22 protein-coding genes are annotated in these 16,629 nt (G+C 70.6%); 2 read left to right on the top strand and 20 right to left on the bottom strand.

All coding sequences use genetic code 11. The annotated features are described in order from the left end of the window. From B7W94_RS13345 to rpsB, 9 genes are all read right to left on the bottom strand, one after another. The coding region (locus B7W94_RS13345; protein ID WP_085607041.1) for an alpha/beta hydrolase at positions 1 to 484 on the bottom strand (484 nt) is incomplete at its 3' end. 2 nt (positions 485 to 486) lie between these two features. After that, the gene (locus tag B7W94_RS13340; RefSeq protein ID WP_025103363.1) at positions 487 to 774 is read right to left on the bottom strand and encodes a hypothetical protein; all 288 of its coding nucleotides are present in this window, start codon (positions 772 to 774) and stop codon (positions 487 to 489) included. Between the two features lie 9 nt (positions 775 to 783). After that, on the bottom strand, positions 784 to 1,467 hold the full coding sequence (locus B7W94_RS13335; protein ID WP_025103362.1) for a transglycosylase SLT domain-containing protein: 684 nt from the start codon (positions 1,465 to 1,467) through the stop codon (positions 784 to 786). Between the two features lie 67 nt (positions 1,468 to 1,534). Next, on the bottom strand, positions 1,535 to 2,137 hold the full coding sequence (locus B7W94_RS13330; protein WP_139833330.1) for a DivIVA domain-containing protein: 603 nt from the start codon (positions 2,135 to 2,137) through the stop codon (positions 1,535 to 1,537). After that, entirely contained in the window at positions 2,137 to 3,282 is a 1,146-nt protein-coding gene (locus B7W94_RS13325; RefSeq protein ID WP_172400122.1) for a phosphatidate cytidylyltransferase, read from the bottom strand. The genes B7W94_RS13330 and B7W94_RS13325 overlap by 1 nt, the downstream gene beginning before the upstream one ends. 5 nt (positions 3,283 to 3,287) lie before the next feature. Next, the gene (frr, locus tag B7W94_RS13320) at positions 3,288 to 3,842 is read right to left on the bottom strand and encodes a ribosome recycling factor (RefSeq protein ID WP_062766584.1); all 555 of its coding nucleotides are present in this window, start codon (positions 3,840 to 3,842) and stop codon (positions 3,288 to 3,290) included. 67 nt (positions 3,843 to 3,909) lie between these two features. Next, a complete protein-coding gene (gene pyrH, locus B7W94_RS13315; protein WP_025103358.1) occupies positions 3,910 to 4,626 on the bottom strand; it encodes a UMP kinase in 717 nt (238 codons plus the stop codon). Between the two features lie 90 nt (positions 4,627 to 4,716). Further along, positions 4,717 to 5,544 (bottom strand): translation elongation factor Ts, encoded by an 828-nt coding sequence (gene tsf, locus B7W94_RS13310; protein ID WP_025103357.1) that lies wholly within the window; start codon positions 5,542 to 5,544, stop codon positions 4,717 to 4,719. Positions 5,545 to 5,585: 41 nt separating this feature from the next. Next, on the bottom strand, positions 5,586 to 6,527 hold the full coding sequence (gene rpsB, locus B7W94_RS13305) for a 30S ribosomal protein S2 (protein WP_025103356.1): 942 nt from the start codon (positions 6,525 to 6,527) through the stop codon (positions 5,586 to 5,588). Between the two features lie 306 nt (positions 6,528 to 6,833). Here rpsB and B7W94_RS13300 point away from each other — a divergent pair, with 306 nt between their 5' ends. Further along, positions 6,834 to 7,436, top strand: a complete 603-nt coding sequence (locus B7W94_RS13300) for a murein hydrolase activator EnvC family protein (protein WP_085607040.1) — start codon at positions 6,834 to 6,836, stop codon at positions 7,434 to 7,436. Positions 7,437 to 7,457: 21 nt separating this feature from the next. Here B7W94_RS13300 and B7W94_RS13295 read toward each other — a convergent pair whose 3' ends face one another. From B7W94_RS13295 to B7W94_RS13255, 9 genes are all read right to left on the bottom strand, one after another. Continuing rightward, positions 7,458 to 8,360 carry a tyrosine-type recombinase/integrase gene (locus B7W94_RS13295; protein ID WP_085607038.1) on the bottom strand — a complete coding sequence of 301 codons (903 nt, stop codon included), beginning with the start codon at positions 8,358 to 8,360 and terminating at the stop codon, positions 7,458 to 7,460. A gap of 92 nt (positions 8,361 to 8,452) precedes the next feature. Then, entirely contained in the window at positions 8,453 to 9,637 is a 1,185-nt protein-coding gene (gene dprA / locus B7W94_RS13290; protein WP_085607036.1) for a DNA-processing protein DprA, read from the bottom strand. Beyond that, a complete protein-coding gene (locus B7W94_RS13285; RefSeq protein WP_085607034.1) occupies positions 9,634 to 11,163 on the bottom strand; it encodes a YifB family Mg chelatase-like AAA ATPase in 1,530 nt (509 codons plus the stop codon). Before B7W94_RS13285 ends, dprA begins: the two co-directional genes overlap by 4 nt. Next, entirely contained in the window at positions 11,160 to 11,522 is a 363-nt protein-coding gene (locus B7W94_RS13280) for a YraN family protein (protein ID WP_085607032.1), read from the bottom strand. The genes B7W94_RS13285 and B7W94_RS13280 overlap by 4 nt, the downstream gene beginning before the upstream one ends. A 111-nt stretch (positions 11,523 to 11,633) precedes the next feature. Further along, positions 11,634 to 11,960 carry a DUF2469 family protein gene (locus tag B7W94_RS13275; RefSeq protein WP_017204525.1) on the bottom strand — a complete coding sequence of 109 codons (327 nt, stop codon included), beginning with the start codon at positions 11,958 to 11,960 and terminating at the stop codon, positions 11,634 to 11,636. A gap of 56 nt (positions 11,961 to 12,016) precedes the next feature. Beyond that, the gene (locus B7W94_RS13270) at positions 12,017 to 12,676 is read right to left on the bottom strand and encodes a ribonuclease HII (RefSeq protein WP_085607030.1); all 660 of its coding nucleotides are present in this window, start codon (positions 12,674 to 12,676) and stop codon (positions 12,017 to 12,019) included. Further along, on the bottom strand, positions 12,673 to 13,398 hold the full coding sequence (gene lepB / locus B7W94_RS13265) for a signal peptidase I (RefSeq protein ID WP_025103349.1): 726 nt from the start codon (positions 13,396 to 13,398) through the stop codon (positions 12,673 to 12,675). Before lepB ends, B7W94_RS13270 begins: the two co-directional genes overlap by 4 nt. Before the next feature lie 119 nt (positions 13,399 to 13,517). Then, positions 13,518 to 13,868, bottom strand: coding sequence for a 50S ribosomal protein L19 (gene rplS, locus B7W94_RS13260; protein WP_025103348.1), 351 nt, complete (start codon positions 13,866 to 13,868; stop codon positions 13,518 to 13,520). Between the two features lie 169 nt (positions 13,869 to 14,037). Continuing rightward, on the bottom strand, positions 14,038 to 14,526 hold the full coding sequence (locus B7W94_RS13255) for a hypothetical protein (protein ID WP_025103347.1): 489 nt from the start codon (positions 14,524 to 14,526) through the stop codon (positions 14,038 to 14,040). Between the two features lie 108 nt (positions 14,527 to 14,634). On the opposite strand from B7W94_RS13255, the gene map reads away from it, so the two are divergent. Further along, a complete protein-coding gene (gene map / locus B7W94_RS13250; protein ID WP_085607028.1) occupies positions 14,635 to 15,417 on the top strand; it encodes a type I methionyl aminopeptidase in 783 nt (260 codons plus the stop codon). On the opposite strand, the gene B7W94_RS13245 is transcribed toward map, so the two are convergent. Both B7W94_RS13245 and B7W94_RS13240 read right to left on the bottom strand, forming a co-directional pair. Beyond that, a complete protein-coding gene (locus B7W94_RS13245) occupies positions 15,380 to 15,862 on the bottom strand; it encodes a pyrimidine dimer DNA glycosylase/endonuclease V (RefSeq protein WP_085607026.1) in 483 nt (160 codons plus the stop codon). The genes map and B7W94_RS13245 overlap by 38 nt on opposite strands. After that, positions 15,859 to 16,593: a class I SAM-dependent methyltransferase gene (locus B7W94_RS13240; protein WP_085607024.1), complete on the bottom strand. Its 735-nt coding sequence runs from the start codon at positions 16,591 to 16,593 to the stop codon at positions 15,859 to 15,861. Before B7W94_RS13240 ends, B7W94_RS13245 begins: the two co-directional genes overlap by 4 nt. Positions 16,594 to 16,629 lie beyond the last annotated feature (36 nt).

The following is a 16,629-nucleotide window of genomic DNA, read 5'->3' as shown; positions in this document are numbered from 1 at the left end:
CCCAAGCGGCGACTTCCTCCGCCGTCGCGCGGTGCAGCGGCGGCGAGAGCAGGATGATGCCCTCGATGTCGTGGTCGGCGCCGTACTTCAGCGCGAGTTCCGTTCCGAACGACCAGCCGACGAGCCAGGGGCGAGGCAGTCCGCGGTCACGCACGAAGTCCATGGCGGCGGCGACGTCGAACTGCTCCGCAGCCCCACCGTCGAATGCGCCCTCGCTCGTGCCGCGCGGCGACGTCGTGCCGCGCGTGTTGAACCGCAGGACGGCGAGATCGGCCAGGGCAGGCAGTCGTGAGGACTCCTTGCGGCTGATGTGCGAGTCCATGAAGCCGCCCGCCGTCGGCAGCGGATGCAGCGTCACCAGCGTGGCCACCGGGGCGGCCGTCTCGGGCACCGCCAGCTCGCCCACCAGCGTGAGCCCGTCTGCGGTGTACAGCTCGATGTCCTCACGCGTCGCGGGGAGCTCGAGCGGTCCGCGGATCTCCATGGTCATGCGATCCTCCAACAGGGGGTGTGCCAGTGTCTGCGGTCGGCCAGCGCCGCCGCCTCGCCGAGGATGCCATCCGCCCGCCAGGCGACGAGATGCGCCGTCCCGGGGTCGACGGACCGGCCGCAGCCTGGGCAGACGTAGGCCTTCTGCGCCTGGACGGCGGAGACCGGCTGGACCGTCCACTCCACGCCACGACGCACCTCGGTGCGCTTCCACCCGGCGAGGAGGCGATCGAACGAGTCCTCGCCCTCAGGGCGCGCGGAAGGACGACGACGTGAGCGGGGCATGGTGCCGGCTCACCACCAGTGGTTGGTGACCCAGAAGTTGTACGCGCCGGCCCAGCTGCCGTACCGACCGGTGGCGTAGCCGGTGGCCCAGCGCAGGTTGTCCACCGGGTTGTAGCCGTTGCCGGGCACCTTGCTGCAGGGAAGAGCCTGGACGAGCCCGCAGGCACCGGAGGAGGAGTTGGTGGCGTTCGGATTCCACCCGCTCTCCCGCGACACGATGTAGTCGACGTACTGCCAGTCGCCCTGAGCGATGCCGGCCGCGGCCATCCACTCCGCCGGCGCACCGCCGCCGCTGTACGGCGGGAGACCCCCGCCGGAGGACCCGCCCTGCGAACCGGACGACGGCGTGCTCGCGGGAGCCGCCGGCTTCGGCTTGGGCTTGGGCTTCGGCTTGACGTACACCTCGAAGGACCCGCGCTCGACGGGGGTGATCGCTGCGCCTTCCACGGTGACGGTGAGGTTCTGCGTGTCCGCGAGAGCCGCCGCGTACACGGAGTCCGGAGCTTCCGTGGCGACCGGCTGCGCGAGGGCGACGCCGGTCGGAGCGACCATCGCGGCGGCGAATCCGACGACCGCGAGAGAGCTGAAGACACCGGCGACACCCCGGCGACGCGACCAGCGTCGCGTGCCTCGGGAGGCGGACGTGGCCGTCGCTGCGGGTACCAGCGCGGCGTCGCTTCGTTCGGGAATCATGTCGTTTCGGGAGTTCACGATGGTGGACAGTCTACGCATACCTGCCTGAACAGGCCATCAGGCAGGCTCAGCGGACCGCCAGGATGACGTCGATCGTGGCGTCGAGCAGCGCATCGACCTGCTCCTCGCGGTAGCCGCCACGCTGCATGCGGAACGCCGCGGACCGCAGCTGTTCTGCGGTCAGCGCGTCGCCGTCGCGGAGGTACCGGACGATGCGGGAGGTGACGTGATCGACCTCGTCGACGCGGTACCCGAAGGTGAGGATTCCGGTGCGGGCGAAGCGATGACGCCGCGGACGCGCGAGATGGTCGAGGATCACCTGTGCATCGGCCCTGGCCTGTTCCACCCAGGCTCCCGCTCCGCGGGCGCGCACGGCGCGCTCGCGCTCTCGGGCCGCGAAAGCATCCTCGACCCGGCCGAGCGCGGCATCGACCTCCGCCACCGCATACCCCTCCTTCACGAGGGGGAACGAGGCGGTGCGCACGTCCTCGGCGGTGAGATCGTCTCCTCCGCCCTCGAACGCCTGACGCGCCGAGGCGAGGAAAGTGTCGACGGCCGCACGGTGGTAGCCCTTGGTGCGACCGCTCGTGAGCGCGAACGCAGGCTTCGCCGTGCTGCGCGCAGAGGTGTCGACCCCGTCGTCGTTGATCACAGCACCGCTGTCGTTCATCAGAGCACCAACCAGGGAGAGAGGAGGAAGTACAGGCACAGGGCGGGGATGGTCGACAGCAGGATGCTGTCCAGGCGATCCAGGAGACCGCCGTGGCCGGGGAGCCAGGAGCTCATGTCCTTGATGCCCAGGTCGCGCTTCAGCATGGACTCGCCGAGGTCGCCGAGGGTCGCGGACAGCAGGATCGCCGCCCCGAAGATCACACCGCCCCACCAGGGCAGATCGAGCAGGAACAGGGCCAGGAGCACGCCCGCTGCCAGGGAGGCGACCACGGCGCCGCCGAAGCCCTCCCAGGTCTTCTTCGGGCTGATCCGGGGCGCCATCGGATGCCGGCCGAACGCCAGACCCGCGGCGTACGCTCCGGTGTCGGCCGCCACCGCGATCGCGATGAAGCTCAGCACCCACCACTGGCCGCCTTCCTGCTCGAGCAGGATGAGGGCCACGCCGGCGAGGAACGGCACGTACACCTGGATGAAACCGCCGATCACGGCGTCGGTGAGCACGTCACCGTAGGTGCGACCGTCCTTCGCGACCATCTGGGCGAGCAGCCGCCACACGATGACGAAGGCCACGGCGACGAACAGCATGACCCAGCTCAGCCACGGCTCGGCGAAGTACGCGGACAGCACCAGGAAGGTGGCCGCGACCAGCTGCGGGATCACATCCACGCGGCGTCCGGCCGCCCGCAGCGCCCGGGACAGCTCGTAGACGCCGAGGAGAGCGGCGGCCAGCGCGAACGGGACGAACAGCGCCTTGATGAACAGCAGCGATCCGAGGAGGGCGGCGCCGAAAGCGAGCCCGATCACGATCGCGAGCACGAGGTCGCGGCCGGTGCGCTGTTTGATGCGTTCGTTGGCCTGATCGAGCTGGTCGCGGGCGTGCGACACGTGCGTCCCGAACTCATCCCGCGCCTGGCGCCACTGCTCGCGGATCGCGTTGTGATCCGCGGCGTCCAGCCGCTCCGCCGTGACGGATGGAGCGGGAGGCGTGACGGGGAGCGGAGGACGCGGCGGCACGCTCCCGGCGTCGAATCCCGGGAACGACGCATCGCCGAGCGGGGCACCCCCATCGGAGACCCGGTCCGGCTGTGCCTCCCGGCGGGTCACCGGAGTGCCCTCCTCGGCGCCGCGCGCTTCATCGGACATACGAGCTACACCTCGAGGAGTTCGGCCTCTTTGCGCTTGAGCGCGTCGTCGATGAGGTCGACGTGCTGACGGGTCAGCGCGTCCAGCTCCTTCTCGCCGCGGGCGATCTCGTCCTCGCCGAGCTCGCTCTTCAGAGCGTCGAGCTCGTCCTTCGCCTTCCGGCGGATGCCGCGGACGTGGACCTTGGCGTCCTCGGCCTTCGACTTCACGAGCTTCACGTACTCCTTGCGCCGCTCGGCGGTGAGCTCGGGCATCGTGACCCGTACTAGGTTGCCGTCGTTCGTGGGGTTCGCCCCGAGGTTCGGCATGTCGCGGATCGCCTGCTCGATCGCCTTGAGCGCCGACTTGTCGTACGGCGTGATGATGAGCGTGCGCGCTTCCTGGTTGGCGAGCGAGGCGAGCTGCGCCAGCGGCGTCGGCGTGCCGTAGTAGTCGACCAGCACCTTCTGGAAGAGCTGGGGGTTCGCACGACCCGTGCGCACCGTGGAGAAGTCCTCCTTGGCAGCCTCGACGGCCCGGGACATGCGGGTGGTGGTTTCAGCGAGGACGTCCGCGATCACGGTGGCTCCTATCGTCGGGGTGTTCTGGAAATTCTATCGGGAGCGGGCTCCCGTCCCGTGCAGGCGCTCAGGCCGTGACGAGCGTGCCGATGGGCTCGCCCAGGAGCGCGCGGGTCACGTTGCCCGCCGGCTCCATCCCGAAGACGCGCATGTCCATGTTGTTGTCCATGCACAGGCTGAACGCCGTGGAGTCGACGACCTTGAGTCCCTGCTGCAGCGCGTCGCGGTAGGTCACGCGCTCGATGCGCTCCGCGTCGGCGTGCTTGTTCGGGTCGGCGGTGTAGATGGCGTCGACGCCGTTCTTGGCGACGAGCACCTCCTGCGCGCCGATCTCCAGGGCGCGCTGCGCGGCCACGGTGTCGGTGGAGAAGTACGGCAGGCCTGCGCCGGCGCCGAAGATCACGACGCGGCCCTTCTCCATGTGGCGCTCTGCGCGACGCGGGATGTAGGGCTCGGCGACCTGGGTCATCGAGATCGCGGACTGCACGCGGGTGGCGGCGCCCGCCTGCTCCAGGAAGTCCTGCAGCGCGAGCGCGTTCATGACGGTGCCGAGCATGCCCATGTAGTCCGCTCGTCCGCGGTCCATTCCCCGCTGGCTGAGCTCCGCGCCGCGGAAGAAGTTGCCCCCGCCGACGACGACGGCCACCTCGACGCGGTCGACCGCGGCGGCGATCTCCCGCGCCATCTGGCTGACCACGTCAGGGTTCACGCCGAGCTGACCGGCGCCGAACGCCTCTCCGGAGAGCTTCAGGAGGACGCGGCGGCGTCCGGTGCGTTCAGTCATGGGGGATGTCCTCTCGTCCCGATTCAAGATAGTGCCTGGTGGGCATGAAGAAGGGGTTCGGATCGAGTGATCCGAACCCCTTCGACAGTGCTACGCGCCGACCTTGAAGCGCGCGAAGTCCGTCACGGTGATACCGGCGTCCTTCGCCACCTGGGCGACGGAGAGCTTGTTGTCCTTCGCGTAGTCCTGCTCGAGCAGGGCGACCTGCTTGATGAACGCGGCGACACGGCCCTCGACGATCTTCGGCAGGGCGGCCTCGGGCTTGCCCTCGTTGCGGGAGATCTCGGTGACGATCTCGCGCTCCTTCTCGACCGCGTCCGCCGGAACGTCCTCGCGGGACAGGTACGACGGGTTGGCGAACGAGATGTGCTGGGCGATGCTGCGCGCGGTCGCGGCGTCGTCACCCGTGTAGGCGACGACGACGCCGATCTGCGGCGGCAGGTCCTTGCTCGTGCGGTGCAGGTAGACCTCGACGCTGTCACCGGTGACGGTGCGCACGCGACGGAGCTCGACCTTCTCGCCGATGATGGCGGCCTCTTCCGAGATGAGCTGCTCGACGGTCTTGTCGCCCGCCGGAGCGGCCAGGGCGGCCTCGACCGAGTCGGCCTTCACGGCGGCGACGGCGTCGGCGACCTTGTCGGCCAGCGCGATGAAGCGCTCGTTCTTCGCGACGAAGTCGGTCTCGCAGGCGAGCTCGACGAGCGTCACGGCGCCGTCCTGCTCGCGAGCGACGACGAGGCCCTCGCTGGTCGAACGGTCGGCGCGCTTGGCGTTGCCCTTCGCACCCTTCAGGCGCAGGATCTCGGTGGCCTTCTCGACGTCGCCGTCAGCCTCCTCGAGCGCCTTCTTGGTGTCGACCATTCCCGTGCCGAGCTGCTCACGCAGCGCCTTGAGGTCGGCGATGGTGAAGTTGGCCATGTGTGGTGGCTCCTTGCTTCGTTGTGTGGGTGTACGAGGGATTACTTGGCGTCAGCGGCCTCGGCGGCGGCGACCTCGGCGGTCTCCTCACCGGAAGCGGCGGCGATCGCCTCGTCGTGCGCCTGGGCACCGGCCTCGTCGGCGGCGGTGGCGTCGGCGGCCGGGGTCTCGACGACGGCGGCCTCGTCGTCCGCGGTCACGACCTCGGCGGCGTCAGCGGACTCCTGCACGGGAGCCTCGAGAAGCTCCTTCTCCCACTCGGCCAGCGGCTCGGCGTCGCCCGACTCCGGGTTGTGCTTCTGCTGCAGGCCCTCGGCTGCGGCGTCGGCGATGATGCGCGTCAGCAGCGACACCGAACGGATGGCGTCGTCGTTGCCGGGGATCGGGTACTGGAAGTCGTCCGGGTCGGCGTTGGTGTCGAGGATGCCGATCACCGGGATGCCGAGCTTCTTGGCCTCGTCGATGGCGAGGTGCTCACGCTTGGCGTCGACGACCCAGAGGGCGGACGGCGTCTTGGTGAGGTTGCGGATACCGCCCAGCGACTTGTGCAGCTTGTCCAGCTCGCGCTTCTTGAGCAGCAGCTCCTTCTTCGTAAAGCCGGAGGCGGAGGGGTTCTCGTAGTCGAGCTCCTCGAGCTCCTTCATGCGGGCGAGACGCTTCGCGATGGTGGAGAAGTTGGTGAGGAGGCCGCCGAGCCAGCGCTGGTTCACGTAGGGCTGGCCGACGCGCGTGGCCTGCTCCGCGAGGATCTCCTGCGCCTGCTTCTTGGTGCCGACGAAGAGGATCGTGCCGCCGTGCGCCACGGTCTCCTTGACGAAGTCGTACGCCTTGTCGATGTAGCCGAGCGACTGCTGGAGGTCGATGATGTGGATGCCGCTGCGCTCCGTGAGGATGAAGCGCTTCACCTTCGGGTTCCACCGACGGGTCTGGTGTCCGAAGTGCACGCCGCTGTCGAGCAGCTGACGGATGGTGACCACAGCCATGGTCGTCTCCTGATTCTGGCGCGGGACGCGCCGTTGAGGTTGTCATGCCGACCGGACGGTCGGACATCCTGGTGCCCGGCTCACGCCCACCCGTTCGGAGACGGGACCTGCGGGAGTGGATGCCACGACGGAGTCGCTCTGGGCACGCGTAGTCACCCCGAGATCGAGGTGCTCGTCCAGCATACAGGATCATGCGCCCACAGCTCGTCCTCCCCAGCAGCGCAATTCCTGGTCTTCTCCCCTGCCTCCGGCCCCGGCGGAGAGAACCCGCTCCACCGGCCCGCACCGGCCACGCACACTCGCGTGATGACTCCTCCATCCCCTCCTCGCCCTCGCTCTTTCCCGCACCCCTCGCTGCTCCGGGTGCTGATCGCCACCGAGCTCGCCGCTGTCGTGCTCCTGTGCGGCGGTGCTCCGTTCCCGTCTCCTCCCGCCGCGCGAGCGTTGTCGGCACCGCACAGCCTCACGCCCGTGCCCGACGAGTTCGTCTCCGACGTTCCCTGGCGGTGGCCCGTCGACGGGACTCGGCGCGTGAGCGTCGCCTACCGCGCGCCGGCGCACGCCTACGGTCCCGGGCACCGCGGTATGGATATCGTCGCGAGCGCGGGCGACGCCGTCCTCGCCCCGGCGGAGGGGGTGGTCGCGTACCAGGGCGTCGTCGTCGATCGCCCGCTGCTCACGATCCGACACGCCGATGGTCTCGTGAGCACGTTCGAGCCGGTGGAGTCGCCCCTGCGCGCGGGAGACCCGGTCCGCCGGGGCCAGGACATCGGCCGTGTCGCCACGGGCGGTCACACTCCCCCGGACGCGCTGCACATCGGGGTACGACGCGACGGCGAGTACCTCAACCCGATGGTGCTGTTCGGCGGTCTCCTGCGGGCGCGCCTCCTGCCCTGCTGCGACGGATGACCCGACGCGCGGGCTTCGCGCTCAGGCCCGAGGGTGCGCCAGACGATACGTCGCCGTCAGCCGCTCCGCCGAGACATGCGTGTAGATCTGGGTGGTGCCCAGGCTCGCGTGCCCAAGGATCTCCTGCACCGCGCGGAGATCCGCACCACCGTCCAGCAGGTGGGTCGCCGCCGTATGGCGGAGGGCGTGCGGACCGACGGTCTCGGCGCCGACGACGGGCGCGAGCGCACGGGCGACCACCTCGTAGACCGTCCGCGGACCGATACGTCCCCCGCGACTGCCGAGGAAGACGGCGGGCGACGCGGCGCCGGACCGCGCGAGCAGAGCCGGTCGAGCGCGGCGCAGGTAGGCGGTGAGCGCATCCCGCGCCGGCGCGCCGAACGGGACGACGCGCTCCTTGTCGCCCTTGCCCCGCACGAGGGCCGTGCCCCGATCGAGATCCAGGTCGTCGATGTCGAGGCCGCAGAGCTCGGAGACGCGGACCGCGGCGCCGTAGAGGAGCTCCAGCACCGCATGGTCGCGGAGGGCGGTGGGATCGCCCGAGGACGCCGCCTGCCGGTGTCGCTCCAACAGCTCCGTCATCGCGTCCTTCGATGCCACCGTCGGCAGCGTCTTCGCGCGCTTCGGCGCCACGAGCCGCAGGCTGGGGTCGAGGGGGACGATGTCCTGCTCGCGCGCCCAGCCGAAGAACGCCCGCGCGGTGGCTGCGCGTCGGGCCAGCGTCGCCCGGGCGTCACCACGCTGGGTCGCCTGCCAGAGCCATTCGCGCAGCATCTCCAGGTCGATCCGGTCGACCGGGCCGCCCCCGACGCTCACCCCGAGGTCTCGCAGATCGGAGCGGTACGCCTTCACGGTCGCCGGAGAGAGCCGACGTACCTTCTCGAGGTGGTCGGCGAACGCCTCGACGGCGACCGCGAAGTCCATATCCCCAGCCTGCCGCTCCCCCGCCTTCAGAGCGACGCGCCCCGCCGGGCGCGACCGACGACGAGCGCTCCGCACCCCGTCAGCGCGTACCCCTAGGGCGCCGCGCCCCTTCCGCGCCAGCCGTCCCCGTCGCGGCGAGCGAGCCCGTCGAGGTCGAGCAGACCGAGCAGGGCCCTCGTCCGCTCGACGGTGAGACCCGCGCGCTGCGCGAGCTCCGCCTCCGTCCGAGCGGTCCGCGTGCTCAGCGCGCGGAGGAGCCCCACCCGCCCCTCGTCCGTAGCTTCACGTCCCCGGGGCGACCGGGCACCGACAGGGAGCATCTCGGCGACCTCCGCCGCGGAGGTGACGCACACCGCGTCGTATTCGCGCAGCAGCCGGTGACAGCCGGCCGAGGACGCAGACGTCACCGGACCGGGTACCGCGCCGAGCGGCCTGCCCAGCGTCGCCGCATGCCCCGCCGTATTGAGGGAGCCGCTGCGCCAGCCCGCCTCGACGACCACCGTGGCCTGCCCCAGGGCCGCGATCAGTCGATTGCGCGCGAGGAAGCGCCACCGCGTCGGCGCCGTGCCACACGGCACCTCGCTGACGACGACCCCGTCGACCGCGATCCGGGCCAGGAGGTTACGGTGACCTGCGGGGTACGGGCGGTCGACTCCCCCGGCGAGGACCGCGATCGTTCCCCCGCCGACGGTCAACGCGGCGCGGTGTGCCGCTCCGTCGATGCCATAAGCTCCGCCGGACACGACAGCCGTGTCGCCCAGGGCCAGATCTCCGGCCATGTCGGCGGCGACCCGCTCGCCATAAGCGGTGGCCGCTCTGGCACCAACAATGGCGACACGCGCGGCGCTCGTCAGGAGGTCGCTGCGCCCGCGCACCCACAGCACCATCGGCGCCTCCGCATCGAGATCGTCGACAGCCGTCGGCCAGTCGGGGTCTCCGGGGAGCAGCAGCCGCGCACCAGCTTTCTGCGCGCCGCGGAGGGCCGCGACCACAGCCACCGGGTCGGCGCGCTGCCGCCACCGTGCGCGCGCCTCGTCGAGAGCCCGCCGGGCGCCGAGGGCGCGGACCACCGGCCAGGACCGCCCTGCCCCGTCCAACGCGAAGCGCAGCCCGTCGGCCGGTCCGAACTCGCGCACGAGGGTCGCGGCGACGGCGTCCCCCGGGTCGGCGATGACGGACCACGCGACCCGCGCCAGCGCCTCCGTCACCTCCTCTGTCCCGCGCACGCCCCGCGCGGCGTCGAGCGCATCCTTCTGGGAGAGGAGTCCGTCGATCATCGTGCCGCCCCCGTCCGCAGGAGGAGCGCCCGCCCGACCTCGTCCGAACCGGGACTGTCCCGCCCGGAGAGATCGGCCATGGTCCAGGCGACCCGGAGGACGCGGTCGTAGCCGCGGAGCGTCAACGCGCCGCGTTCCAACGCCCGATCGAGCCCCGCCCGCACGTCCGACGGGAGACGGTAGCCGCCGTGGCGAAGCACGGTGCCGGGGATCTCCGCGTTCCGACGCCACGGCGTACCGCGCCAACGCCGCTCGGCCCGTGCGCGCGCCGCTCCGACGCGGTTCTGCGCCTCGACGGTCGTGACACCCGACCGCTCCCCCGCCAGCGAGCGCGACGCCGCGACGCGCGTGACCGGGAGATCGATGTCGAGCCGGTCGCGCAACGGACCGGAGAGCCGAGTGGCGTAACGCCGCAGCGCCTGCGGCGGACAGATGCAGTCGCCATCACGCACGCCCCGGTTGCCGCAGGGACACGGGTTCATCGCCAGCAGCAGCTGGAAACGCGCCGGGAACCGCACCACGAAGCCGGACCGATGCACGTCCACGAAGCCGGTCTCGAGCGGCTGACGGAGCGCGTCCAGGGCCACCCGCGGGAACTCCGCCGCCTCGTCGAGGAAGAGGACGCCCCGGTGCGCACGGGCCACCGCTCCGGGTCGCGCCGTCCGCGATCCGCCTCCCACCATCGCCGCCACAGAGGCGCTGTGGTGCGGCGCGACCAGCGGGGGCTGATGGTCGAGCCCGGTCACGGCCTCACCGCAGAGGGAGCGCACCGAGGCCACCTCGATGGCCTCCTGCTCGGTCAGCGGCGGCATGATCCCGGGCAGGCGCCCTGCGAGCATCGTCTTCCCTGCTCCCGGCGGACCGCTCAGGAGCATGTTGTGGCCACCGGCGGCCGCGACGATGAGCGCCTCGACGGCTTCCTCCTGTCCGAGGACATCGCTCAGATCGCGCTCATCGGGGTCGTCCTCCGGCGGTTGTGGCCCCGGGACCGGCTCGACGTCGGGCACGTCCACGTCCGCGCCGTGCCAGGCGGCGACCTCCGCGAGCGAGGCGGCGGCGCGCACCTCCACGCCGGCGACGAGACCCGCCTCGGTCGCGTTGCCGTGGGGCACGATCACACGCTCGAACCCCGCGCGCGCGGCGGCGAAGACGGCGGGAAGCACGCCCGGCACGGGACGCAGCCGCCCGTCCAGCCCGAGCTCCCCCAGGTGCACGGTCTGCCGGACGGCGCGCCGAGCGATCACATCGCTCGCGGCCAGGCAGGCCACCGCGATCGCGAGGTCGAAGGCGGCCCCGTGCTTGGGCAGACTCGCCGGTGAGAGGTTCACCGTCAGGCGCCGCCGCGGAAGCGGGAGGCTGGAGTTCACGCAGGCGTTGTGCACGCGCTGCACCGCCTCCCCGAGGGATTTGTCCGGGAGCCCGATGATGCGGAACTCCGGCGTCTGCGGGGAGAGGTCGGCCTCGACCTCCACCACGTGCCCGTCCGCTCCCGTGAGCGCCACGGACCACGTGCGTGCGGTGCTCATGCGATGTCCTCGAGGTGCTCGACGGTGGCTGTCCCCGGGAACGCACCGGTGATACCTATCGCTTCCACCCGGAGGACCCGTCCGCGCGCCAGATCGAGATGCTCCGCCCGCCACGCATGAGCGAGCCGCCACAGCCGCCGACGCTTCCGGTCGTCGATGGCGTCGAACGGGTGCCCGAACGCCGTCGACCGCCGCGTCTTCACCTCGATGACGGACAGGTGAGCCCCGACGATCGCCACGAGATCCAGTTCGCCCTGGGGACACCGCCAGTTGCGGTCGACGATCCGATACCCGCGCTTCGTCAGATAGTCCGCTGCCTGCTGCTCCCCGGCTCGTCCGAGGTCGTCTTTCGCTGCCATCCCGAAAGGATGGACGTCAGCACCCCGTCACCGCCGTGGTCCCGCGCGACCAGTCCAGAGGCTGTGGAAACGGCGAAGAATGTCACCGCTGTGCAGGAACGGCGCGCCGCGTCACTCTCCGTCGAGGGAGAGCTCCTGCGGCAGTTCGAACTCGCGACGCTGGAGCTCCTCGACGTTCACGTCCTTGAACGTGAGCACCCGGACGGCCTTCACGAAGCGGTCGGCCCGGTAGATGTCCCACACCCACACGTCGCTCATGGAGATCTCGAAGTAGAAGTCGTGCTCGGTGTCCCGCCGCACGACGTTGACCTCGTTGGCCAGGTAGAAGCGACGCTCGGTCTCCACGACGTACTGGAACTGAGAGACGACGTCGCGGTACTCGCGGAACAGCGCGAGCTCCAGCTCGCGGTCGTAGTCGTCGAAGGCTTCCTCATCCATGATGAGTCCATCCTATGGTCGTCCGGCGCCGGTCGCGGCATCCCGGGCGCGGCCTCTCAGAACAGCGTCGGCGCGTCGGCGATCGCCCACGACGACCGGTGGAACGGGGAGAGCCCGAACGAGCGGATGGCCTCCCGGTGCTCCGGGCTCGCGTACCCCTTGTTGCGATCCCACTGGTAGTCACGGTGACCCTCGTGCAGCTCCGCCATGTGACCGTCTCTCGCGACCTTCGCGATCACCGAGGCCGCGGACACCGAGGCGCAGTCGCGATCCGCCTTGATGACGGGCCGCACACGCAGGGGTACGGGATGCACACGCGAGACGTAGTCGTGGTTGCCGTCGAGGAGTACCAGGGCGTTCTCGACCGTCGCGCCCAGCGCCACCACCCCCTCCACGGCCCGGGAGGCGGCGAGCCCCAGCGCCCGCATGATCCCGACCTCGTCGACCTCCGCCGCGGTCGCCCAGCCGACGGCCGAGGCCTGCACCCAGGAGGCCGCCCGGGCGGCGACGTCGGGTCGCCGGCGCTCGGGGACCAGCTTCGAGTCGCGCAGGCCCTCCGGAACCCGACGGCGGGCGCCTGTGGCGTCCATCACGGCTGCTCCGACGGCCACCGGTCCCGCCAGTGCGCCGCGACCGACCTCATCGAGGGCGATGATGAGGTCGCACTCCCCCAGGAGCTTCCGCTCCAGGGTCAGTCGAGGCGTGATGACGGTCATTCGGGGTCCGGCACTCCGGTGAAGATGTCGTGGTGGCCGTCGATCGGTCCGAATCGGTCGAGCGGCCAAGTGGTCAGGAACGCCTTTCCCACGATGTTGGAGACGGGGACGAAACCGCCGCTGGGCAGCTCCTGGTGTGCGCGGGCGTCGCGGGAGCGGTCCCGGTTGTCGCCGAGGAGCCATACGGAGTCCTCCGGCACGACGACGTCGAACGGCTCGTTGGAGGCCGCGGTGTCCCCCTCGGGGAGGTTCAGGTAGCTCAGCTCGTCGATCGGGGCGCCGTTGATCGTGATCTGCCCCAGCGCGTTGCAGCACACCACGTGGTCGCCCTCGACCCCGATCACGCGCTTGACGAGGTGGTCCTGGGTGTCGGTCGCCGAGATGCCCACGAAGGTGAGAACCCAGTCGACGGCCTTGACCAGCGGCGGCTGTGCCGGCGCCTGCGGCATCGGGTCGAGCCACCCGCCCGGATCCTTGAAGACGACGATGTCGCCGCGCTCGTAGCCGGTCCACCGCGGCGTGAGCTCGTCGACGAGGATGCGGTCGTCGATCAGCAGCGTCCGCTCCATGGAGGCCGAGGGGATGTAGAACGAGCGCACGACGAACGTCTTGATGACGAAGGACACCAGCGCGGCGATGACGACGATGACCAGCACGTCTCGGAGGAAGACCAGGAACCCGCGCCGCCGTCGTGTCGGGCGTGCGGACGGAGAGTCAGTCATCTGGTTCCTTCTCGAAGAGTGCACCGTGAGCGCACGGCAGTAACAAGGTTCGCACACCGGGGACAGAACGAAAGCACCCCGGGACATCGTGTCCCGGGGTGCTGTGAAGAAGCTTCGCGTCAGTTGTTGACGCGCTTCTCCTTGATCTTCGCCTTCTTGCCGCGGAGCTCGCGCAGGTAGTAGAGCTTGGCGCGACGCACGTCACCGCGGGTGACGACCTCGATGTGGTCGATCACCGGGGAGTGCACGGGGAAGGTACGCTCGACACCCACCTGGAAGCTGATCTTCCGGACGGTGAAGGTCTCGCGGACGCTGTCACCCTGGCGGCCGATGACGACGCCCTGGAAGACCTGGATACGGGAGCGGTTGCCCTCGGTGATGTTGACGTGCACCTTGACGGTGTCACCGGGGAAGAACTCGGGGATGTCGGAACGGAGCGAAGCCGCGTCGACGGCGTCGAGGATCTGCATGATCGTCTCTCTCTGCACTCGCCTCAGGTCGGATGCACGGATTAGGAAGGAACAAGAATGGGAGTGTGCCGAACGGCGCTGACGCGTCCGCGGGCTCCCCTGGGGCAGAGCCGGTCACGGCACAAAGAACCATTCTGCCACGGATGACAGGCCCGGCCAAAACGGCGGGTCAGAGCCGGTCGTCGGTCTCCCGCACCACGATCACCTCGTGCACGCTCGTCTGCGGGCTCTCGGTGCGCGGCGGCGTCATCGTCGACCAGGAGATGGTCTCGCGGATGCGCGTCCCACTCCCCCGCGCCTCGTTCCAGAGCTGCCACAGCTGCAGCCAGACCAGGGCGATGCCCACGACGATGGCGGCCGCGAGGAGCCAGCCGAACGCCCCGTCGATGAAGAAGCCGACCGCGATCGTGAGCGCGTGCCAGAGACCGAACCCGGCGACGTCCCACCACGAGACGGCACGCTCGGCGCGGACCGACGGGCGGGAGCGGGTCAGCAGCGTGAGCAGGAGCTGCCCCAGGAACACCGAGGGCATCGCGATGAGCAGCACCCAGAGGATCGACCAGCCGCCCTGGAAGACGGCCCAGCCGATGAGCAGCCACAGCGGCAGGAGGAACGCCGACGGCAGCAGCCAGCGGAAGAAGGCCTGTCGGATCCACATGCTCCGATGCTACGGCGACCGCGCCCGCGCGTCACGGGTGTTCGCTGAGAGCGGCAGGCGCCGGGCACCCATCCGATCAGGGAGAATGGAGACGACGAGAGGACACTGATGATCGAACTGCGCACCCCTGCCGAGATCGATGAGATGCGCGCGGCAGGCCGGTTCGTCGCCGAGACGCTGGCGACCCTGCGCGACGAGACGAAGGTCGGCACCAACCTCCTGGCGATCGACCGCCGGGCCCATGACATGATCCGCAAGGCCGGCGCCGAGTCCTGCTACATCGACTACCACCCGTCCTTCGGGGCGAGCCCCTTCGGCAAGGTCATCTGCACCTCGGTGAACGACGCCGTGCTGCACGGCCTCCCGTATGACTACGCGCTCCGGGACGGCGACCTCGTCACCCTGGACTTCGCCGTCTCGGTCGACGGCTGGGTCGCCGACTCCGCGGTCTCCTTCGTCGTGGGTACGCCGCGGGACGAGGACCTCCGTCTCATCGACACCACGGAACGCGCGCTGGCCGCCGCGATCGAGACCTCGGTGGTCGGCAAGCGCATCGGCGACATCTCCGCCGCGATCGCCGACGTCGCGCACGGCGACGGCTACTCCATCAACACCGACTTCGGGGGCCATGGCGTCGGCCGCACGATGCACGGCGACCCTCATGTGGCGAACGACGGCCGCGCAGGACGCGGTTTCCCGCTCCGCGCCGGCCTCGTGCTCGCCCTGGAGCCCTGGTTCCTCGCGACGACGGACGAGCTGATCACCGACCCCGACGGGTGGACGCTGCGGAGCGCGGACGGCTCTCGCGGCGCGCACTCCGAGCACACCATCGCCATCACCGAGGACGGACCGATCATCCTGACGGATCGCTCGTTCCTCGGCGTCGACTGACTCCGGTCGCGGGGTCGGCGCGCTCCCAGGGCGCGACCGGCCCGGGCACGACGACGAACAGCGGGTGCGCCTTCGGGAGCTCCACAGACCCGTGCCGACGGAGCACGTCCGGGCTGCGCTCGGCGAGCTTCGCCCGCAGATGCGCCCACTCGCTTGCCAGCTGACCCGTGGTGACCGGGATCGACGGCACCGCCGACTCCGCGCGCCGGATACGCGTGCGGTCGAAACGGTAGCCGCGCTCGTCCGCCTCATCGGCGACGCCCACCAGGTACGCACCCACCGTGGCCACGGGATCGGCCGTCGCCCGGAAGCGCTCGAGCTGCGGGTGTCGCTGATACCCCTTCGTGGCGTCGGCGAGCACCGCCTGAGCGAGGAGGGTCTCCCGCCAGCAGGCGACGAGCCCCTGACGGTCGAGGTACTCCGGATGCAGCGACCAGATCCTCATGCGCGGCGGTAACGGAACACGTCGGTGAGGTGCGGCAGATCGAACTCCGCCTTCCCCCGCGTCTCATCCGTGCCGTCCAGCACCGCCTCCAGGGCCACCGCCATCGCCGTGCGCTCCGCCTCGTCCGCCACGAGGAAGCTGCTCACCGTGCCCCACCGTCGGAGGTAGTCCTCGCGGGTGATCCGCTCGGTCCAGCGCACCTCCTCGTGGATCTCCAGGACGAAACCGGGAAGGTCTGTCGCCGACGCGGAGGTGTCGTCGTCCGCGCCGACCACGGGATGCGCCACCCGGTGGCACGCGAGATCCCAGAGACAGGCGGGGTCGGCGCGATTCCACAGCAGCCCGAGCGTTCCGTGAGGGACGAGCGTGCGGGCGATCTCAGCCGCCGCCGCGTCCCGATCGAACCAGTGGAACGCCTGCGCGACGCTGACGGCATCGACGGAGCCGTCCGGAACGGGGATGCTCTCCGCGGTCCCCGGCCGCGCGTCGACCGTCGGGAGCGTGCGCGCGAGCACGGCGAGCATCGGCGCGGACGGCTCGATCGCGATCACCTGCGTCGCCCGCGCGACGAGCAGGCCCGTGAACTTCCCGGTGCCGGCGCCGAGGTCGAGCGCCGTCGCCACGCGGTCCGGAACGATGATGTCGGCCGCGCGCTCCGGGAACCCCGGCCGGTAGCGGTCGTACTCCTCGCCGATGCTCTCGAACGATCGCGCGCGTGTCACATCCACCATGCCTCGACGCTAACAGCACTCGTCGCGACGGATGGC

Origin of the sequence: Microbacterium sp. LEMMJ01 (genome assembly GCF_002114135.1) — a bacterium.
Lineage (GTDB): Bacteria > Actinomycetota > Actinomycetes > Actinomycetales > Microbacteriaceae > Microbacterium.
This window is presented reverse-complemented; position numbering and strand designations above follow the sequence as displayed.

Bases quoted from the DNA above. Each gene is read 5' to 3' on its own strand.
- B7W94_RS13340 (WP_025103363.1), bottom strand. From the start codon at position 774: ATGCCCCGCTCACGTCGTCGTCCTTCCGCGCGCCCTGAGGGCGAGGAC.
- B7W94_RS13335 (WP_025103362.1), bottom strand. From the start codon at position 1,467: ATGATTCCCGAACGAAGCGACGCCGCGCTGGTACCCGCAGCGACGGCC.
- B7W94_RS13330 (WP_139833330.1), bottom strand. From the start codon at position 2,137: ATGAACGACAGCGGTGCTGTGATCAACGACGACGGGGTCGACACCTCT.
- B7W94_RS13325 (WP_172400122.1), bottom strand. From the start codon at position 3,282: ATGTCCGATGAAGCGCGCGGCGCCGAGGAGGGCACTCCGGTGACCCGC.
- pyrH (WP_025103358.1), bottom strand. From the start codon at position 4,626: ATGACTGAACGCACCGGACGCCGCCGCGTCCTCCTGAAGCTCTCCGGA.
- tsf (WP_025103357.1), bottom strand. From the start codon at position 5,544: ATGGCCAACTTCACCATCGCCGACCTCAAGGCGCTGCGTGAGCAGCTC.
- rpsB (WP_025103356.1), bottom strand. From the start codon at position 6,527: ATGGCTGTGGTCACCATCCGTCAGCTGCTCGACAGCGGCGTGCACTTC.
- B7W94_RS13300 (WP_085607040.1), top strand. From the start codon at position 6,834: ATGACTCCTCCATCCCCTCCTCGCCCTCGCTCTTTCCCGCACCCCTCG.
- B7W94_RS13295 (WP_085607038.1), bottom strand. From the start codon at position 8,360: ATGGACTTCGCGGTCGCCGTCGAGGCGTTCGCCGACCACCTCGAGAAG.
- dprA (WP_085607036.1), bottom strand. From the start codon at position 9,637: ATGATCGACGGACTCCTCTCCCAGAAGGATGCGCTCGACGCCGCGCGG.
- B7W94_RS13285 (WP_085607034.1), bottom strand. From the start codon at position 11,163: ATGAGCACCGCACGCACGTGGTCCGTGGCGCTCACGGGAGCGGACGGG.
- B7W94_RS13280 (WP_085607032.1), bottom strand. From the start codon at position 11,522: ATGGCAGCGAAAGACGACCTCGGACGAGCCGGGGAGCAGCAGGCAGCG.
- B7W94_RS13275 (WP_017204525.1), bottom strand. From the start codon at position 11,960: ATGGATGAGGAAGCCTTCGACGACTACGACCGCGAGCTGGAGCTCGCG.
- B7W94_RS13270 (WP_085607030.1), bottom strand. From the start codon at position 12,676: ATGACCGTCATCACGCCTCGACTGACCCTGGAGCGGAAGCTCCTGGGG.
- lepB (WP_025103349.1), bottom strand. From the start codon at position 13,398: ATGACTGACTCTCCGTCCGCACGCCCGACACGACGGCGGCGCGGGTTC.
- rplS (WP_025103348.1), bottom strand. From the start codon at position 13,868: ATGCAGATCCTCGACGCCGTCGACGCGGCTTCGCTCCGTTCCGACATC.
- B7W94_RS13255 (WP_025103347.1), bottom strand. From the start codon at position 14,526: ATGTGGATCCGACAGGCCTTCTTCCGCTGGCTGCTGCCGTCGGCGTTC.
- map (WP_085607028.1), top strand. From the start codon at position 14,635: ATGATCGAACTGCGCACCCCTGCCGAGATCGATGAGATGCGCGCGGCA.
- B7W94_RS13245 (WP_085607026.1), bottom strand. From the start codon at position 15,862: ATGAGGATCTGGTCGCTGCATCCGGAGTACCTCGACCGTCAGGGGCTC.
- B7W94_RS13240 (WP_085607024.1), bottom strand. From the start codon at position 16,593: ATGGTGGATGTGACACGCGCGCGATCGTTCGAGAGCATCGGCGAGGAG.